At 50.1% G+C, this 18896-nt stretch carries 16 protein-coding genes; 7 read left to right on the top strand and 9 right to left on the bottom strand.

Annotation, left to right across the window (positions count from 1 at the left end; genetic code table 11):
• Window positions 1-10 precede the first annotated feature (10 nt).
• Window positions 11-259, bottom strand: coding sequence for a hypothetical protein (locus tag ACN0T0_RS14290; RefSeq protein WP_417227209.1), 249 nt, complete (start codon window positions 257-259; stop codon window positions 11-13).
• 109 nt (window positions 260-368) lie between these two features.
• On the opposite strand from ACN0T0_RS14290, the gene ACN0T0_RS14285 reads away from it, so the two are divergent.
• The 3 genes from ACN0T0_RS14285 (at window position 369) to ACN0T0_RS14275 (ending at window position 3997) form a co-directional block, all read left to right on the top strand.
• The gene (locus ACN0T0_RS14285) at window positions 369-1115 is read left to right on the top strand and encodes a TSUP family transporter (RefSeq protein WP_417227207.1); all 747 of its coding nucleotides are present in this window, start codon (window positions 369-371) and stop codon (window positions 1113-1115) included.
• 123 nt (window positions 1116-1238) lie between these two features.
• The gene (locus ACN0T0_RS14280) at window positions 1239-2231 is read left to right on the top strand and encodes an AAA family ATPase (protein WP_417227205.1); all 993 of its coding nucleotides are present in this window, start codon (window positions 1239-1241) and stop codon (window positions 2229-2231) included.
• A gap of 2 nt (window positions 2232-2233) precedes the next feature.
• Window positions 2234-3997 carry a cobaltochelatase CobT-related protein gene (locus tag ACN0T0_RS14275; RefSeq protein ID WP_417227203.1) on the top strand — a complete coding sequence of 588 codons (1764 nt, stop codon included), beginning with the start codon at window positions 2234-2236 and terminating at the stop codon, window positions 3995-3997.
• Window positions 3998-4249: 252 nt separating this feature from the next.
• Here ACN0T0_RS14275 and ACN0T0_RS14270 read toward each other — a convergent pair whose 3' ends face one another.
• A complete protein-coding gene (locus ACN0T0_RS14270) occupies window positions 4250-4732 on the bottom strand; it encodes a Crp/Fnr family transcriptional regulator (RefSeq protein WP_417227201.1) in 483 nt (160 codons plus the stop codon).
• Between the two features lie 407 nt (window positions 4733-5139).
• Here ACN0T0_RS14270 and ACN0T0_RS14265 point away from each other — a divergent pair, with 407 nt between their 5' ends.
• Window positions 5140-5535, top strand: coding sequence for a DUF3461 family protein (locus ACN0T0_RS14265; RefSeq protein WP_417227200.1), 396 nt, complete (start codon window positions 5140-5142; stop codon window positions 5533-5535).
• Window positions 5536-5598: 63 nt separating this feature from the next.
• On the opposite strand, the gene ACN0T0_RS14260 is transcribed toward ACN0T0_RS14265, so the two are convergent.
• The 4 genes from ACN0T0_RS14260 to ACN0T0_RS14245 all read right to left on the bottom strand — a co-directional run bounded on the left by ACN0T0_RS14260 (window position 5599) and on the right by ACN0T0_RS14245 (window position 9536).
• Entirely contained in the window at window positions 5599-6078 is a 480-nt protein-coding gene (locus tag ACN0T0_RS14260) for a universal stress protein (RefSeq protein WP_417227198.1), read from the bottom strand.
• A gap of 175 nt (window positions 6079-6253) precedes the next feature.
• Window positions 6254-7528 carry a TRAP transporter large permease gene (locus ACN0T0_RS14255; protein ID WP_417227196.1) on the bottom strand — a complete coding sequence of 425 codons (1275 nt, stop codon included), beginning with the start codon at window positions 7526-7528 and terminating at the stop codon, window positions 6254-6256.
• 11 nt (window positions 7529-7539) lie between these two features.
• Window positions 7540-8064 (bottom strand): TRAP transporter small permease, encoded by a 525-nt coding sequence (locus tag ACN0T0_RS14250; protein WP_417227194.1) that lies wholly within the window; start codon window positions 8062-8064, stop codon window positions 7540-7542.
• A 227-nt stretch (window positions 8065-8291) separates the two neighbouring features.
• Window positions 8292-9536 carry a TRAP transporter substrate-binding protein gene (locus ACN0T0_RS14245; protein WP_417227192.1) on the bottom strand — a complete coding sequence of 415 codons (1245 nt, stop codon included), beginning with the start codon at window positions 9534-9536 and terminating at the stop codon, window positions 8292-8294.
• A gap of 494 nt (window positions 9537-10030) precedes the next feature.
• On the opposite strand from ACN0T0_RS14245, the gene ACN0T0_RS14240 reads away from it, so the two are divergent.
• Complete coding sequence (locus ACN0T0_RS14240; RefSeq protein ID WP_417227190.1) at window positions 10031-10846, top strand: IclR family transcriptional regulator; 816 nt, start codon at window positions 10031-10033, stop codon at window positions 10844-10846.
• 79 nt (window positions 10847-10925) lie between these two features.
• Here ACN0T0_RS14240 and ACN0T0_RS14235 read toward each other — a convergent pair whose 3' ends face one another.
• Window positions 10926-12536: a GMC family oxidoreductase gene (locus tag ACN0T0_RS14235; RefSeq protein ID WP_417227188.1), complete on the bottom strand. Its 1611-nt coding sequence runs from the start codon at window positions 12534-12536 to the stop codon at window positions 10926-10928.
• 332 nt (window positions 12537-12868) lie between these two features.
• On the opposite strand from ACN0T0_RS14235, the gene ACN0T0_RS14230 reads away from it, so the two are divergent.
• Entirely contained in the window at window positions 12869-14368 is a 1500-nt protein-coding gene (locus tag ACN0T0_RS14230) for a PLP-dependent aminotransferase family protein (RefSeq protein WP_417227186.1), read from the top strand.
• 127 nt (window positions 14369-14495) lie between these two features.
• On the top strand, window positions 14496-15239 hold the full coding sequence (locus tag ACN0T0_RS14225) for a TSUP family transporter (RefSeq protein ID WP_417227184.1): 744 nt from the start codon (window positions 14496-14498) through the stop codon (window positions 15237-15239).
• Between the two features lie 90 nt (window positions 15240-15329).
• On the opposite strand, the gene ACN0T0_RS14220 is transcribed toward ACN0T0_RS14225, so the two are convergent.
• Together ACN0T0_RS14220 and ACN0T0_RS14215 are read right to left on the bottom strand one after the other, a co-directional pair.
• The gene (locus tag ACN0T0_RS14220; RefSeq protein WP_417227182.1) at window positions 15330-16169 is read right to left on the bottom strand and encodes a tetrahydrofolate dehydrogenase/cyclohydrolase catalytic domain-containing protein; all 840 of its coding nucleotides are present in this window, start codon (window positions 16167-16169) and stop codon (window positions 15330-15332) included.
• Between the two features lie 198 nt (window positions 16170-16367).
• Window positions 16368-18818: a GcvT family protein gene (locus ACN0T0_RS14215; protein WP_417227180.1), complete on the bottom strand. Its 2451-nt coding sequence runs from the start codon at window positions 18816-18818 to the stop codon at window positions 16368-16370.
• Window positions 18819-18896: the final 78 nt, after the last annotated feature.

The raw sequence follows: 18896 nt of genomic DNA, 5'->3' as shown, positions 1-18896 counted from the left end.
TATGCCATCGTCACGACATCGCAGGTTGTGCAACCATCCGTTTAAATACCGTCACTACACCTAAAATCGATCCCTGCTGGTCTAGCGACAGAGATGCACTTCTGACATTCATGCTATGAACAGAACAGGATGAAGACAACGACCAAACACGCATCGCCAATGGAGCCAGCCGTAGCCCTGAGCAGGCAATATTCATCCAAGGGTTGGCAACCACCCAAAAGATCTCCAACTCAATCGGAGACCTTGCAACTGGACTCACTCAAAGGTCTAATCTGGCCAACCAACAAAGTGACTGGCTCACTTATAATAACCCTCAGTATCTTGGTGCGACGTGTTGCACTACTTAACCTGACTGAGACTCCCGTTTAATGGACCTAACCACCCTTATCTCGTTCCTCGTTATCATTGCCTTCGCCACCTATGTGCAAACCGTCACCGGCTTCGCGCTAGGCATGATCGTGATGGGCGCGGTAACCACCTTTGATCTCGTTCCCGTCGCCTTCACCTCGGTGGTGATCAGTGTGGTGAGTCTTATCAATGGTGCCGTCGCCTTGAAAGGCAACTTCAAATCCGTCGACCTGAAGCGGGTCATCATTACTTCTAGTGCGATGTTGCCAGCGATCCTGGGTGGGCTGATTCTGCTCGATTATATGAGTAGCGACCTCAATAACCTGCTGCAAATCTGTTTGGGGGCGACGATCATCGCCGCCGGATTAATGATTATGCTGAAACCCGCACCGCTCCCCAAAGTATCAAACACATTGATCTTTGCGGGTTCAGGTATCATTGCGGGCTTTATGGCCGGACTATTCAGCATGGCCGGCCCGCCCTTGGTCTATCTGTTTTATCGCCAACCGTTTGAGCTCAAAACAATCCGTCTGTGCCTGATCAGTATCTTCTTACTCAGCGCCGTAGGCCGGACAACGCTGGTCGGCGCACAGGGCGGGTTAACGCTAGAAATGGGTATCTTCTCACTGATCTGCCTGCCGATTGTTAGTCTGTTTACTCTGTGCGGCAAAAAGTATCCGCCAAAGGTTAGCCCAACCACATTGCGGCGGATGGCTTTTTTCCTCTTGATTATTATCGGTATGAGTCTAGTGGTGAAGAATATTTAACACTGAAGCAGTCGCGCTAAACGGCGCCTCTGGCAGCATACAAAAACAACAACTGGCCCACGCCCATCGCTGAGCGATTCCCTAAACTGGTTGTTATTCTCTATTGCTTAAGGTGCCGTTCGAATGTCCGATATAAAAGTTGATCAACCCGATATTATGATCTCTGTACGAGATGTGTTTGGTATCGATACTGACCTTAAAGTACCGGCATTCAGTCATCGAGATGATCATGTGCCAGAGATCGATCCCGCTTACCAGTTCAATACTGAAGTGACGCTGGCGATATTGGCCGGTTTCAGTCGTGATCGGCGCGTGATGGTGCAAGGACTGCACGGCACCGGTAAATCGACTCATATCGAACAGGTAGCCGCACACCTGAACTGGCCTTGTGTCCGTATCAACCTCGATGGCCATATCAGCCGTTTAGATCTTGTCGGTAAAGACACCATCATTCTGAAAGACGGCAAGCAAGTTACCGAGTTTCAAGAAGGTATCGTACCTTGGGCGCTGCGCCGTCCTACAGCGTTGATTTTTGATGAGTTCGATGCCGGCCGCCCCGATGTGATGTTTGTTATTCAGCGGATTCTCGAACGCGATGGCAAGTTCACCCTGCTGGATCAGAACGAAGTGATCCGCCCGCACAGCCAGTTTAGACTCTTTGCCACCTCAAATACCATTGGTTTGGGGAATAGCACCGGTCTCTATCACGGTACGCAGATGATCAATCAGGCACAGATGGACCGTTGGAATATCGTCACCACACTTAACTATCTACCTACCGATGATGAGGTCAAAATCGTGCAGGCGCGGGTCAGCAGCATGGCGAATGAAGCCGGGGCGACACTGGCTCGTGCCATGATCGCCGTGGCCGATATGACCCGCAACAGTTTTGCCGCAGGGGATATTTCCACCTTGATGTCACCACGCACAGTTATCTCATGGGCAGAAAATATCGAAATCTTCCGCGACCCCGGCATCGCCTTCAAACTGTCCTTCCTCAATAAGTGTGATGAAGCCGAACGCCCCATGATTGCCGAATTTTTCCAACGCTGCTTTGATCAAGAGCTGAACGAATCCTGGGCCCACCACGCGGCTCAGGTGATGAATAAGGACTGAGCATGGCTAGCCAACCGGTCAGAAATACCGGCTTCGAGCCGGTCATTGTTGCGCCCCGCAAAGAGAAACTGCAACAAAAGATCGAAGAGGTTTGCGCCGCTACCGTACGCGCCTGGTCCGGTGAAAAAGGCTTTGAATACCGAGGCCGCCAACCAGAGGTCAATGGCCGGCCCGCCGGGATCCGTGCGCCTCATCTGCGCACCGACCCTAACGAAGATGACTTCACCTCCTGTCGCGGAGCTGCCGATGGTATCGCACTGCGCCTGAAACACAGTGACGTACATTTGCACCGTCGCCTAATGCCGGAATCCCCCGTCGGTCAGATGATCTTTGAATTACTGGAACAGCTGCGGGTCGAAAAGCTGGTTGAGCAGTGCTATCCCGGTATGGCGAAAAACCTAGACCATCGCTATAAGCAGTGGTGTGCCCAGTTCTGCGCCTCGGATATGATTGAAAGCCATGTGGGCCTATTGGTTTACACCATCGCTCAGGTAGCCTGGTCACGCTTATCCGGCCAACCGGTTAACGAAGCCACCGAAGGCCTGATCGAACCACAGAGAATGATGCTCGCCCCCCATATTGGCACCTTTCTGGTGGGTCTTAAGCGTAATGTACATCATCAGCCGAGCTATGCTGAACATGCGCTGGGCATTGTCCAGGTGATCGATGAAATCGCCACCAAACTTGATAAGCCAGAGGATGACAACAAAGATCGGGATCAAAAAACGATCAATAGCTTTGGCCTCTACTTCGATGAGGATTTTGAGGGTCACGGCGACACCCCAGCACTGCCCGGCCGACGCAACAATCGGATTGAATACCGTGAGCTCGTGGCACAATTAGCGGGTTACAAAGTCTACTCACGGGCTAATGATCGGGTGATCTCAGCGGAAAAATTAGTTGCCTCCTTTCAACGTCAAAAACTGCGCCTGAAGCTCGATCAGCGGATCAAAGGTCAAGGGGTTAATGTGCACCGCTTGGCGCGGGAACTCCAACAGATTCTCTCGGCCCCAGAACGGGATGGCTGGAACTTCGGTGAAGAGGAAGGCTATATCGATGCACGTCGTTTGAGTCGTTTGGTAACCTCTCCCGATTACCGACAGCTGTTTCGTCAAGAGCGCTATCAACCCCGTAGCCACTGCTTGGTTACTTTCTTAGTCGATAACTCCGGTTCAATGAAAGAGCATATAGCATCCATCGCCACGCTGATCGAAATCATGACTCGGGCGTTAGAACAAGCCGGTGCCCGCAGCGAAATACTCGGATTTACCACCCGTAGCTGGCAAGGCGGCAAACTGTTCAAACAGTGGCGCGGCAGAGCCGGTCATGAAGCGCCGGGCCGTCTAGCCGAACTTCAGCATATTATCTATAAAGATGCCGACACGCCGATGAAACGCGCCCGTAACCATATTGCGGCGATGCTAAAACAGGATATTTTTAAAGAAGGTATCGACGGTGAAGCGCTGCTCTGGGCGACGGAACGGATGAACAACCGTACCGAAGAGCGACGCATTCTGATCGTGCTCTCGGACGGCTGTCCAATGGAAGCCGCCACTGCACAAAGCAATGATGATGACTTTCTCGATAACCATCTACGACAAGTCGCCCGCATGATTGAAGCCCGGGGTGATATCGAACTCTATGCGCTGGGCTTTGGCCTAGACCTGTCGACCTACTATCGCAACAGTCTAGAGCTAGATCTGCCTGAAGTGCTGGAAAATAGAGTGTTTAAAGAGATCATTCAGATGCTAAGAAAAAGGCGCTAACCGGTCTTGCTCTCCCGCTACAACCGCCATGCTGACAATCAATAGACCGACGGCGATATCGTTTAGTCCAATAGATAATTGGCGTATCCGTATCGCAGTCTGCTATTTGATAGGTCAGTACCGCTCTACCAGCTACCGCCGTTTTTTAACACCCGAAGTGCTTTAAACGAGACGTTATTTAAGATGCAAAATCATTTAAAACAATATCTTAGCTAAAAAATAGCGTCAAATACGCCATGCAGCCTCAACCCATTACTCAAGCTCGGCCAAGCGAATATCTGCTTCCCTTAATCGCCGTGACATCTCTCGCGCTAAGTTTAATAGCAGAATACCGAAGTCATTCGGTATCTGTTGCTGCAGATCGCTGAACAACCCGGTGCTGACCCGTAATAGATAGGTCGGCTGCGGCCCGGCATCCGCATCTCCTGCCCGACCATGCAGGCCGATCATGGCAACAAAGCCGATCTCCATGCCGCGGTGATATTGGCGAATCAAGGTCCGGCCGTTGCGGCAGGGTTTATAAAAATCGATCTGACCATCTAACACCACATAAAAACAATCGACAGGGTCTTCATAACTAAACAGCCGCTCACCTGCGGCGGGCTGTAGAATATCCCCTTGTTCGAGTAAAAACATTAACGCATCATCGGACAATGCCCCTAATGTAGAGACATTTTTCAAATAGTCTTTATCATAAAGACCCAGTAACGCTTGCGCAGAGATGGTTGTCATCATGTTATTATCCTGGCCAATACCCTAGTCTTGTTATTATGTTGGCGAAACACCGACCCGAGCTACCTCAAGGCACCTCTTTACCCTAGCAGCAAACAAGCATTGCTGTACTGGCCCCAGCCTGTTTGAACCTTTGGCTCTATTGGGAGCCAAGGTATAGCGTTAGTATCCACACGGCAGCAAGTGCTAAATGCTCCGCACCTAGGCCAGAGCCAGCCCGATAACCGCAACGACTGTTTCCATCTATTCAGCACCGCCCCAAGAGGCCCGGTGCAGGCGTCTGCGGCTCACTCTTGGATAAGAGAACGTCCTGAAAAGACGAACCAAGCATTTGTCATTAACAAGTGCCGTCACTACTGTTTGAGTCTGGTCTGCCTGAGATAGCAGCCCACTAATTGAGAATACTGAGAATGTCTGATTATCCAACCCTAAACAAAATGGGTATCACATCGGTAGAGAGTGTCGACAAGTACACTTTACGTCATCAGGGCGATACTGATGTGTTAAAAATTTACTATAAGCGTAACAAAGGCTCACTACTGTCTCGCAGTAAAAAGTTCTCTTTTGTACGTGGACGTAACGCGATCCCTCTTGAAGCCCGCAACTCGAAAGCCTTCGATACGGTGGAACGCATCAGCCCACAACTGCTACTGGCGTTGGAAGAGCTGAAGAGCTTAGCGGCAACCCGTAAAGAAGAACCACCAAAAGATCCAAAAGATAAATTCTTAACGGACCTCGACCACCTTGAAAAGGTGATGACCTCGAAAATCGATGAGATTCGTCGCCAAATCAAAGCGCTTGATTGATAATTCAGCCTGTTAAGTGCACACCTAACAGGCTGGTTTTTTAGTACTAACACCACTCAATCATTAAAGCGGCACAACCAACACGGGCACTGTAGCTGCCTGTAATACCTTCTGCGCAGTAGAACCCATCAGTAACTTGCCGATCGACGAGTGTGTGCGGGTTCCCATCACAATCATATCCGCATTCAATTGCTCCGCCACTTTAATAATAACGTCTGAGGGTTTACCGGCTTCAAGATGATGCTCAATCAGGCCGGCAGGAATCTCCGCTGATTTAAGCTCCTCCTGAATGGCGGCATTCACCCGTTCAGTCATTTTATGCTTTAGGGATTGTGCCCCCTTATCTCGCAACGCTTCCAAAACGTCTTCCGATAAGTAGCTTTCGATCATCGTCTCAGTGGAACGGTTCATCGGTTCCATAACATGAAGATATGTGATCTTGGCATCATGCTTTATGGCTTCGCTAACCGCTCTAAAAAAGGCCGGACGGGACGCTTTGCCCATATCGGATGCGTATAAAATATGTTTCGTTTTTGGCAACATAATCTCACCTTGTTTTGTGTTCAGCAGATGCTGAAAGATAATCCGGCGCCCATTAACGCAGCGGATTAATCATCGTAAGCGGTCGATAAATGACCTTTTCCATACCCATACAGCGCGGCGGTAAATGGCGGGTGTCGACCTAGGCCAACACCCGCATTCCCCCCCTGTAAGTACGTTAGAAAGACAGCATCCATAGACTGATTTGTGGAAACAACGCAACAATCACCCAGGTGACCGACAGTGCGTACAGGTATGGCAACACCGACCTGACAATCTGTAGATAGGGTATGCCGGTCATACTACTGGCAACATACAGGTTCAAGCCGTATGGCGGTGTAATAAAGCCGATGGCATCACCGATCAAGAACAGTACCGCGAAGTGAATCGGATCAACCCCGATGTTCATCGCAATAGGTGCCAGAATAGGCGCCAAGATAATCGTATTCGGCAAGCTCTCCAGCACCGTACCGGCAAGCAGCACCATAAACAGGCAAGCAAACAGAATCGGGTAGTAACCGCCCAGCATACCAATCACATCGGTCAAAAATGCTTTTGCGCCCAGCAGTGACAACACCTGTTGCATCACCACCGAAACCGCGATTAACGGCGCTAACATACCGGTGATCTGACCGGAACGCATCATGATGGTTGGTAACTGCGACAATTTAAGTTCGCGGGTCACCAGCACCCCAGCCAGTAAGCAGAATCCGGTGGTCATACCCGCCGCTTCTGTCGGTGAAAAGGCACCGGAATAGATCCCCCAAAGGACAATACCAATCGCCAGAAAACCTAACCAGGCGCGCAGACCCGTCTTGAGGGCAGTCTTCATACGGAAAGGTGTCAGTACACCCCAGCCGTGTTTCTTGGCCATATACCAGCAGACCAGCTGCATCGCGATAACCATCAGGATACCGGGGATAAGACCGGCCATAAACAGATCACCGATCGGCAGGTTCATCATGAAGCCATACACGATAAAAATAATACTCGGTGGAATAATGATACCAACGGTGCCGCCGGCCGCGACAGTCGCTGCGGCAAACGTGGAGTCGTACTTACCTTTGGTCATTTCGGGGTGCATAATGCCCCCGATCGTCGCCGTAGTAGCCGAGTTCGACCCGGATATCGCGGCAAACATACCGCAGGCGCCCAACGAAGCCATCCCCAAACCGCCCCGTAACCAGCCCAAACAAGCATAGGCAAAGTCAGATAAGCGTTTTGCGATACCGGCGGCATTAATCAAGTCGCCGGTGAGAATAAACAGTGGTAAGGCCAATAAGCCGTAGAAATTAAGCCCTTCATAGAGGGTCACGCCGACGTTCGCCAAGGTAAAATCAATCACTAAGCTGACACCCACCACCCACAGTGAAATGACCAAAAAAATAGGGATACCCAGAATAAACAGACCGGTGACACCAAGGCTGATCAGGGTTATTAGTAATCCATCCATCTCAGTTCTCCTTAGTCAAACATTGCAGTCTGAGCGGTTAACGGACGCCCAGCTTTGTAAGTACGAATATCCTGGCGCAGATTCTGAATCACCCGTACCAGCAATAGACTCCAGGCTAACGGTGTTGCGGTGTAAAACCACCACTGCATCACATCATCGGTGCCTTGTACGATGGCAAAGTTATCGTAGGCGATATAGACCTGTTCAACGGAAAAGAAAATGACCACCGCACCCATGATGAACCAGCACAGCGCATCAATCAGTAAGCAGATAAACTGCCCCTTGTAAGGAAGTCGCTCACGTACTTCGGTGAAGCGCAGATGCGAACGACGCATCGTGTTATAAGAAGCGCCCATCCAGGCCAGCCAGAGGAACATATAAATCGGGATTGTGGTGCTCCAAGGTGCCTGTTCATTGAAGAAGAACCGACGGAGAACCTCGACAAAAATAATACCTGCCATCGAAGCATAAGACGCGAGAATCACGCTTTTCTCGATGTTGCGTTCAAACGCGCTAAACATAGACCCAAATGTCATGTTGTTAGCCCTCCGGACGAATTGGCCAGCATAGTCCGACCTTTTTTAGTTGAAGTATTTCCACCCAAAATCACGGTGACTCTCCATTTATTATTGATCTAGTACGAAGATGCTTCCCCACATACAAATCAGGACTACCAACAGTGATGACAGCCAGAAAAATTGATCTGATGATGGGAAGGTAACACCAACCGGGCAACGCCAGCCGGTGCTTATAAGCGCTAGGGTTAGCTTTTCCACCAACGCTGAGGCTCAACATTCTCCGCCAGCATATCGCGAGGTAGCTCACGGGCGATGCGATGAATAGAACCATAGGTATCCTGGCCACCTGACCACTTATCAAGACGGTCACGCCATTTAGCCCAAGGCTCAGGATTGAACTCAGGGGCACAGATGCGTTCAGCTTTAGCACGTTCGGCATCCGACAGCGCCGCCATACGAATATTGTGCTTATCGAATAGCGTACCCGGCAGTGATGGCGTGGTCGCCCCCACGGTGTTAACCAGCGCGGCTTCCTGAGCGGCTTGAATCTTAACCTGTGTTAGGTAAGAGGATTCCATTACCGCATCCTGTAACTCGCCACTGAAACTATCGAACATGCTGGCACTCATCATGGTCGCTTCGGTGCCGCAGAAGAACCGCAGATCAACCGACTGAGAGATCACTGGCGACATATTGGCATACGCCACCGCACCGGCCCAGGTTTCAGCCCCGTCGATCAAACCCTGCTTCAAACCATCAAGGGTTTCAGACCAAGCGATAGGAACCGGGTTGAGTTCCAACAGCTGCATAGCAATGCGACCGAGCTGCGTACCGGTTACCCGGTTCTTAGTGCCACGTAACTGCTCAATGCTGGTAATCAACGGCTTATCCGCCCAACCAAGACCCATCTGCAAACCGCGCAGCTCACAATGAGAGAAGAGGAATTGTAGGCCGTGTTTCGTCCGTAATGGGTCACGCAGTAGTTTTTGGCTGTCTTTGTGATAGAGGAAGTGATATTGGGACGCCCGGGTTGGGAACATGTAAGCATAGTCCAACACGTTTAGGTAAGGCGCACCACCCGCCGAGTTCTGGGTTGAGGCGGTGAACATATCAACAATACCCTGCTGGGTTTTCTTGACACAGTTCAACTGTCCACAGATCTGATTGTCACCCACAAACTCAACGCGAATTTCACCATCAGTACGGTCTTCTATGTCTTTCAAGAAATCCAGACAACCAGCACGCTCGATAAGAAGGTTTCGTTCGTTAAAGCCCGAGGCACCAAACGTCAACGTATGTTTCGCTGGTTTTTTAAAGCGTCGTTTTGAATTTGCATCAGCGGCTTGAGCAAGCTGCGGTAGAGAGAAACTCCCCAAAGCAGTTGCAGCCAGCATAGTCGAACTCATGCCATAGGCAGAGGCAATACGGAAAAAATCACGGCGGGAAACAGTGTTCTGTTTCTGAGCAGAGGAGTTTCTTTGCTTCTCCATTGTAAACACCCTTATTTATTTTTATGCGATTTAGGGATAACTCAACCAGACAACTCGTCAACGGCGCTGGCTGCCCATTTAATAAAACACATCATTAATGTTATTTCAAACATTTATTGATAACAAAAGTCTCATTAAATATAAATTATGTAATATTATTTGGCTTAAATTTGCTCACTCTTAAGTATTACAACCCTGCAGCCTTGAGAATTCGGGGGCTACCGGCAAGCATTTGAGGAGCGACAGGCTAATAGGTGGTGAAAAATAAATTCACTTATCTGCTAAAAAAAACCCCCTTAGCCTGTATTAATTAAGACTAAAGTCTCGTTTTTCATTAAAAACGTAATAAACCGAGTGGAAAGCAAATACGCTAGGAATCCAATAAAGCGATCAATATCGCAGATAAAAATATGCACAATACTGTTATAATGAGACTCGCTTATGATTAAGCAGCATAATATGGCACTTATTGTAAACAGAAGGATATATCGTTCATGGCCAGTTCCGCCGGCAAAGAAAAAAGCTCGTCCATCCTCAGAGTTCTACAAATTCTACAAGTTGTTGCCAACGCCACCCGCCCGATCACACCGACCGAGATCAACCAGACCCTAAAGCTGCCAAAACCCACCATTCATCGTCTCTGTAGTCAGCTCGAAGAAGAAGGCTTCCTGCAGGCCCGTATGGATGGCCGAGGACTGTTACCCGGCCCAGCCCTCAACAAAGTGGCGCAAGGCGTCTTAAGCAATAACGACTTCCTGCGCACGGAGCGACATCGAATCCTGCAGCGACTGTCGGAAAAACTTGGCGAGACCTGCAACATTTCTATTCCAGACGGTGGTGAGATGATCTACTTCGATCGGGTCGAAACCCACTGGCCACTGCGTGTGCAGTTACAGATAAATGACCGAGTGCCGCTGCATTGCACCGCCAGTGGAAAGCTGTTTCTCAGTGAGTTAAGCAGTATTAAGCGCTCTAGATTGCTAGAGAAGTTATCACTCGACGCCCATACACCGAATACTCTCACCAGTGTTGAACAGCTAAAACCTGCCCTGCGAAAAATCCGCAAAGAGGAAGTCGGCGTAGATAACGAAGAGTTTCTGCTGGGAATGGTGGCCGTAGCCGTACCGATCAGAGACAATCAAGGCAGAATGTATGCCGCCCTTGCGATGCATGCACCGACCGCTCGATTCTCACTCGAAGACGCATTGAAGAATATCCCACATATGCGCGCATCCGCCGCAGAACTGGCGTCACTAATGAATGATAACGATGGCGATAATGGTGACGATGACGACACCGACGAGCGATAAGCCGCGGATAAAAAGCCGCCCTGTCACAACAGGGCGGAAAATCCACAAATAGTCAGGGTAGCGGCTAAGTCATAGCGGACTAAGCACGACGATCTTGCTTGATCATATCAGCAGCCTTTTCAGCGATCATAATGGCTGGCGCATTGGTATTACCCGACACGATAACCGGCATAATGGAACAATCGACCACTCGCAAGCCGTCAATACCATGTACCCGTAAGCGCTCATCAACTACCGACATCTCATCCTGGCCCATTTTACAGGTGCCCGTCGGATGATAGATGGTGGTCGCTCGGTTGCGGGCGTATTCCAGCAGTTCGGCATCCGTCTGGTGCTGCACACCCGGTTCATGCTCCTCTTTAATCAACGGTGCCAGCGCCGGAGCATTGATAATATTACGTGTTACCTTGATCGATTCGATCGCAGTTTTTTGGTCTTCTTCAGTCGCCAGATAGTTCGGATGGATCGCCGGATAATCGGTTGGGTTTGCACTTTTCAGCTCAATCCGTCCAGTACTCGTCGGCCGTAACTGACATACGGAAGCGGTAAAGGCTGAAAACCGATGGGTACCGTCAGCAGGCTTATCCGCGCTCAACGGCTGCAGGTGATACTGAATATCCGGCCGCACCATCGTTTTGTCAGTCTTAGTGAAGATACATACCTGACTGGCCGCCATGGTTAACGGCCCGGTTCTGAACATGGCATACTCTAGCCCCATCATCACCTTACGCAGAGGATTATTGACCTCATCGTTCAGGGTAATCGGCTTATTCACCTTATAGATGGTTCTGATTTGCAAATGATCCTGAAGGTTCTTGCCAACACCCGGCAACGCTTTCACCAGCGGAATATTATGCTTATCCAACTCTTCTTTCGCGCCAATACCCGAGAGCATTAACACCTGCGGCGAGTTGATCGCTCCAGCAGAGAGTATGACCTCCTGATTACAGCGCACCGTATGCTGGATACCCTTAATGGTAAAGGTTACGCCAACGGCTCGGTTGCCTTCAAATTCGATCCGATCAACCTGCGCTTTGGTTTTAGCGGTCAGATTAGTCCGTTTTAATGCTGGCCGCAGAAAGCCAACCGCCGTGCTACAACGGGTTCCATTACGATTGATAGTCAGTTGGAAATAGCCGACACCTTCCTGAGTCTCGCCGTTGCTGTCTTCGTTGCGTGGAATACCAACTTGCTCTGCGGCAGCAATAAATTTATCGCAGATTTCACGCTTAATACGAATATTCGATACGGCTAACGGGCCATCAACACCATGATACTGATTAGCACCACGTTCCTGATTTTCCGACTTTTTGAAGTACGGCAATACCTCATCATAAGACCAGCCCTGATTGCCCAACGCGGCCCAGTTATCGTAGTCTTCTCGCTGACCACGTACATAGAGCAAACCATTGAGTGAACTAGAGCCCCCTAATACTTTACCCCGAGGCCACTGTAATTGACGGTTATTGATACCCGGGTCTGGTTCGGTCATATAGCACCAATCCGTTTTCGGATTGTGCATTGTTTTGAAATAACCGATCGGAACATGAATCCAAGGATTTGTATCCTTACCGCCCGCCTCTAATAACAACACCGTTTTATCAGAATCTTCGGATAAGCGGTTCGCCATTACACAGCCGGAAGAACCCGCACCTATCACGATATAGTCGTAGGCCTTTTCTAAAGACATCACAAGTACCATCTCATTTTATTTTTATTCACCAGACCCGCTCCACCAGCGCTTAACAGCCCAAAAAACGGGCCATTGAAACCAGTTAAATAGCGGTCGCACCGTCAAAAAAACAACAATATTGTTGAGATTTGATACTCGCAGTATCGTTTCCACAAAACATTAAATCAACACTTTTTTGTATTTTTGAAATATTTTGTCTCATTTATTATTGTAATTGTTATTTTTATGACTATCATTGACCCATACTGTTTCCTAGAGCAGGTCTCAGTGATTAACCAAATACGCATCCCGACAGGCCGAACTAAAAATATAAAAAGGTGGAAAGGATCATGTCAGCACTGTTTCATCTCGACCGCGACAATAATGCAGCAACACTGCAAAAACAGATTCGTGAACAGCTCGTCACCGCCATTCTGGGTGGGTTTCTCCCCCTCGATGAAGCGCTTCCCTCTAGCCGACGGTTAGCCAAAAGCCTCAATGTTGCGCGCAACACCATCGTCTTGGTTTACGATGAACTGGCCGCGGATGGCTATCTCATTACCCGCGAACGCAGCGGCTACTTTATTGACCCCCGTTTTTTACCGGACATGGCCAAAAACGAAACCAGCGATGCTGCAGAAGATAAAAGCGATAAAGTCGACTGGGGTACCCGGCTTAAAATCAAACCCGCGACACCTCCCAATCCAACCGAGGTACATGCTTGGCAGTCCTATCCCTACCCCTTTGTATACGGTCAACTGGATAGCAACCTATTTCCCATCGACAACTGGCGTAAATGCTGGCGTGATGCGGTGAGTGTTCAGGCCATCAGGGATTGGACCTCTGACCGCTATGACAGCGATGACCCACTACTGATCGAGCAGATCCAGAAACGGATCTTGCCAAGCCGTGGCATTAATGCGGAAAAAGATGAAATATTGGTCACCATCGGTTCGCAACAGGCGATCTATCTGCTGACCCAACTGCTGGTGAATGAAACCTCAAAATTTGGCATTGAAGACCCCGGTTATACCAGTGCCGCCCATGTCGCTTCGGTACAGGGTGCCGAGGTTGTTAGCCTCGCGGTCGATAAAGATGGTTTGGTGGTCGATCACCATTTAGACGCGTGCGATGCGCTCTATACCACGCCGAGTTATCAATGCCCGACCACGGTAACCATGCCGTTATCGCGCCGCCAACAACTGCTGGAAAAAGCCCATCAGCAAGATATCATTATCATTGAAGATGACTACGAGATGGAGATGAATTTTGATTGCAAACCAACGCCTGCACTAAAAAGCCTCGATCATGATGACCGAGTACTCTATATCGGCAGCCTCTCCAAAACCCTAGCGCCAGGGTTACGCATGGGCTTTATGGTCGGCCCTAAGGCACTGATTCAGGAAGCCAGAAATCTGCGCCAACTGATGCTTCGTCATCCGCCTTTGAATAATCAACGAGCTGTGGCGCTATTTCTATCGCAAGGCTATCATGACGCCCTATTACGCCGTCTGGCCCGCAACTTTCAAAAACGTAGTGATGTGCTCGCCAGTGCGTTAGATGTTCATCTACCCGGCAGCTATACCCGCCCGAGCGGCGGCTCATCCTTCTGGTGCAAACTCCCCAAAGGCGTAAGCGGCAATAGCGTCAAACAGGCAGCAGCCCGCCGTGGACTCTTAATCATCGCCGGTGACAGTTATCACTTTGGTTCACACCTGCCGGATAACTTTATCAAACTGGGTTTTTCCGCCATTCCGCCGGAGGCCATTGAACCGGGCATCGCTATGCTTGCCGAAATCATTGCTGAACTATCGGCCCAACTGCGTCCAACCCTGTTACGGGTCAGTTAGGCGCCAGAGAAACCCGCCGACTGGATCTATCCCGATAAAACCCCGTTTATTTATACTCTAAACGCAACCGGGATCGATCCAATTCAGCGCCCCTGCGACCAACCGAAACTCTGCTACTGAGGCCAATATGCCATTAGATCAGCTCGCCGCTTTTATGCTTTTCGTCGCCCTGGGCACCTATGTGCAAACAGTCACCGGCTTTGCGATGGGTATGATCATACTCGGCTGTGTAGCGCAGTTTGAATTGGCGTCGGTGACCTTTACCTCGGTCATTATCAGCTTATTGATGCTGGCAAATGGGCCGATCGCATTACGAGGAAACCTACGCCACCTCGATCTCAAGATAATGCTATGGTCCCTCGCCGGATTATTCCCGGCACTGCTGCTTGGTGTATTTCTATTAAACTATCTCAGCAGTGACTTTACCCAGGTGCTGCAAGGGTTGTTAGGCATCACCATCATCTTCGGTGGGCTATTCATCATGCTCAAACCTGATCCTTTACCCAGCCCAAGTTCAAATTTAAACTTCTCGATCGCCGGTGCAGCGGCCGGCATTTTTGGTGGACTGTTCAGCATTGCCGGCCCCCCCTTGGTCTACCAACTTTACCGCCAACCCTTACCTTTACAGACCATTCGACTCTGTTTGCTAGCCATGTTTCTGGTGATGAATATGATTCGCTTATGTGTCTTAGGCCTGCAGGGCCAACTCAGCCTCGATATGCTTTGGAACGGCTTAATCTGCATCCCGGTAGTGGCAGCATTCACCTTAATAGGGAAATATTATCCGCCACCGTTCAGTGATACCACCATGCGCCGTTTAGCGTTCGGGCTACTGATCATTATCGGTATCAGCTTGGTTATTAGTGCTTAAATCGAGCACATATCCCTCGACACATGCACAAAAAAAGGCCGATACATTAAGAGCATCGGCCTTTTCTAAAATGATCGTTAACGCGTTGCTCTAACCTCTTCGCTCCGCGGACGCCAATGTTTGGCTAATCAAGGCATTGATAGTCATCGGGCCTACGCCGCCGGGCACAGGGGTCAATGCAGCCACGCGCTGCTCTAAACCGATTTTTTCGATATCACCAATACCACCGGGGTGATAACCGGCATCGACCACCACTGCGCCATCTTTAATCCAAGCCGCTTTGATCAACTCTGGCTGCCCGACGGCACCAACAACAATATCAGCCTGTGAGATCAGTGTGGCCAGGTCTTTTGTCCGCGAGTGACAAATAGTCACGGTCGCATTCGCATTCAACAACATCGCTGCCATCGGTTTACCCAATATGGGACTGCGTCCCACCACCACCGCATGTTTACCCGATAGGTCAATATCATAGTGCTCTAGCAGCGTCATGATGCCCGCTGGGGTTGCCGAACCAAATGCGTCTTCTCCCATCGACATCAAACCGAAACCTTGGGTGGTTACACCATCCACATCTTTTTCAATGGCGATCGCATCAAAGCACGCCCGCTCATCGATCTGCTCGGGCACCGGATGCTGTAATAAAATACCGCAGACATCTGCATCGTTATTCAAACGATCGATGACCTCCAACAGCCCTTCGGTTGTGGTGGACTGCGGCATATCAACTCTCATCGAGCCAATGCCGACACGACCACAGGCGTTTACTTTCATCTGTACATAGGTGGCTGAAGCGGGGTCATTGCCAACAAGAATTGTTGCCAAAACCGGTTTTCGACTGCCATTAGCCGTTAACATTTCGACCGCCGTATGCAATTTTTGCTCTCGGCTTTTCGCCAACGCTTTACCATCCAAAATCAATGCAGACATCGATTGAACCTCATTATTTTAAATCATCAGCCCGCTTCACTGCGTGAAAGGCGTGCCTAAAACCAGTCGTTATTCGTATGAAGCCGCCATACAGCCCTAGGCTCAGAAGCGATTCCGAAGCCTGGGCAACCAACCCGTGTTTAATATAGGGCTGCATGGCACTCCACCTGTGGCTAATTACTCCGTTTTACCGTGTTATTAGCACTTAATTTTTGCCATTTCGGGATCGAAGATGGAACGTAACGAAGGCTTAACCCGGTAGCGTTCACACTCAACCTCAATTTCGAATACAGTATTATCCAGCCACTCTTTAGTGACCCCTGCCTCGTTTTCCACATAGCCCATGGCGATCGTGGCGCCCATCGTATGGGCAAACATACCCGCCGTGGTTCGTCCGACAATTTTACCGTTCGCCCAGATAGGCTCTTCGTGATAACACAGCGGCTCTGATTCTTCGAACAGAAACGCAACGAAACGTTTAGCCAGTGGCCCTGCGGCTTTCTGCGCCAGCAAAGCTTCTTTACCAATAAAGCCGCCCTCTTTATTAAAGTCAGACGCAAAGCTTAAGCCCGCCTCCAGCGCCGTATCTTCATCGGTAATATCATGTCCCCAATGGCGGTAACACTTTTCCATCCGCAGAGAGTTCATGGTGTGATAACCGTAAGGCCGAATACCAAACTCTTCACCGGCCTCCATAATGGCGTCATAAACACTCGGCGCATATTCAGTCGGGATATAGAGCTCCCAACCTAGCTCACCCACATAGGTAATACGCGAAGCTCTAACAATGGCATAGTGCATCTCGATCTCGCGGGAAGTGGCGAAAGGAAACCCTTCATGGCTGAGATCATCCCGGGTAAGCTTACTCAACGTAGCACGTGAATGCGGTCCCATGACCGTGACCACCGCATAGGCGGAAGTCATATCGGTGAAGAACACCACCGCGTCCTCGGGCTTATTGCGGCGCAGCCAATCCATATCTCGGTTTTGGCAGGCAACACCGGAGACCACTAAATAGCGGTCCTGCGCTAGGCGAGTAACGGTAACATCGGCTTCGATCCCCCCGCGCTCATTGAGCCACTGGGTATAGACCATCTTGCCCAACGGAACAGAGACATTGTTTGAACAGATACGGTTGAGATAGCGTTCTGCATCCGGCCCCTCGACCTGATATTTCGAGAAGGAACTCTGATCGATAACCCCCACCGAATTACGCACCGTTTCATGTTCTTCCCGGTTATTTTCAAACCAGTTTTGTCTCCCGAAGGAATACTCATACTCAGCAGTCTGGCCCGGTTTGGCAAACCAGTTGGGCCGCTCCCAACCGCTTTCACTGCCAAACACCGCTCCCTGTGCTTTCAACTGTTCATGCAATACCGAGCGACGCACACCTCGAGAAGTTTTGAACTGTTTGAACGGGAAATGCGTTTCATACAACAGGCCCAGTGTCTCGGTGGTTCGTTCTTGCAAGTAACGTTGAGTTCCTTGGAACGGCATATTACGACGGATATCAACATCCCATAGATCTTGAGGGGCATGCCCCTTTTTGATCCATTCAGCCAGCATCTTTCCTGCGCCACCTGCCGATTGAATACCTACAGAGTTAAAGCCTGCGGCGACAAAATAGTTACGCAACTCAGGCGCTTCACCGAGGTGATAACGATCATCCGGGGTAAAGGATTCCGGGCCATTGAAGAATACCTGCAAGCCAGTTTCCATTAGTTTAGGAATGCGGTGCATCGCGGATTCGAGGTAAGGCTCTAAATGGTCGAAATCATCCGGTAACTGGTCGAAGAAAAAGTCTTCTGGAATACCCTCCATTCCCCACGGTTTCGCGTGCGGCTCAAACATGCCCACCAACAATTTACCGGCATCTTCTTTGTAGTAGCAATAACCATCCATATCTCGCAACGTGGGCAAGCCATGCTGCAGATCCGGCATATTTTCGGTCACCACATAAAAGTGCTCTGCGCCATGCAGCGGCACATTAACCCCGGCTTTTTTACCAAACTCCCGCGCCCACATACCGGCACAGTTAACCACGTACTCGGCATCGATATCGCCCTGCTCGGTAATCACACCGGCGGCCTTGCCATCACGCACTTTCATATCCAGAACTTTAACGCCCTCGATAATCTGCGCGCCGCCCATCCGCGCCCCTTTAGCCAACGCCTGGGTTACATCTACCGGGCTGGCCATGCCATCCATCGGCAGATGAATCGCGCCACAAATATCATCTATATTCAGCAGCGGCCAAAGCTCTTTCGCCTGATCGGGATCAACCACATCGCAGGGGAAGCCGGCGACTTTTGCCATCGAAGCCCCACGCTTTAGTTCCGCCATCCGCTCTTGATTGGTGGCAATGGTCAAAGAGCCATTACGCACAAAACCGGTTGCCTGACCCGTTTCCGCTTCTAACTGTTCATATAAAGTGGCACTGTAATTAGCCAGCATCGACATGTTGTAGGTTGCCCGCAGCGTTGGCACGAGCCCTGCCGCATGCCAAGTCGTACCGCAGGTCAACTGCCGCCGTTCCAGCAGAACGACATCGGTAAAGCCTAGTTTCGTTAAGTGGTAGGCCACACTGCAGCCGATGACGCCGCCGCCAACAATGACAACCTGTGCCGAAGTAGGTAGTGTTTTTGTCATGATTACTCTCCTCACCTCCGCACGCGGGGATGGTGTATTTATTTTTGTGTTGGCTACCGAGCGCCAGTAGCCAAGGCT

The organism is Amphritea sp. (assembly GCF_048266285.1).
Lineage (GTDB): Bacteria > Pseudomonadota > Gammaproteobacteria > Pseudomonadales > Balneatricaceae > Amphritea.
This window is presented reverse-complemented; position numbering and strand designations above follow the sequence as displayed.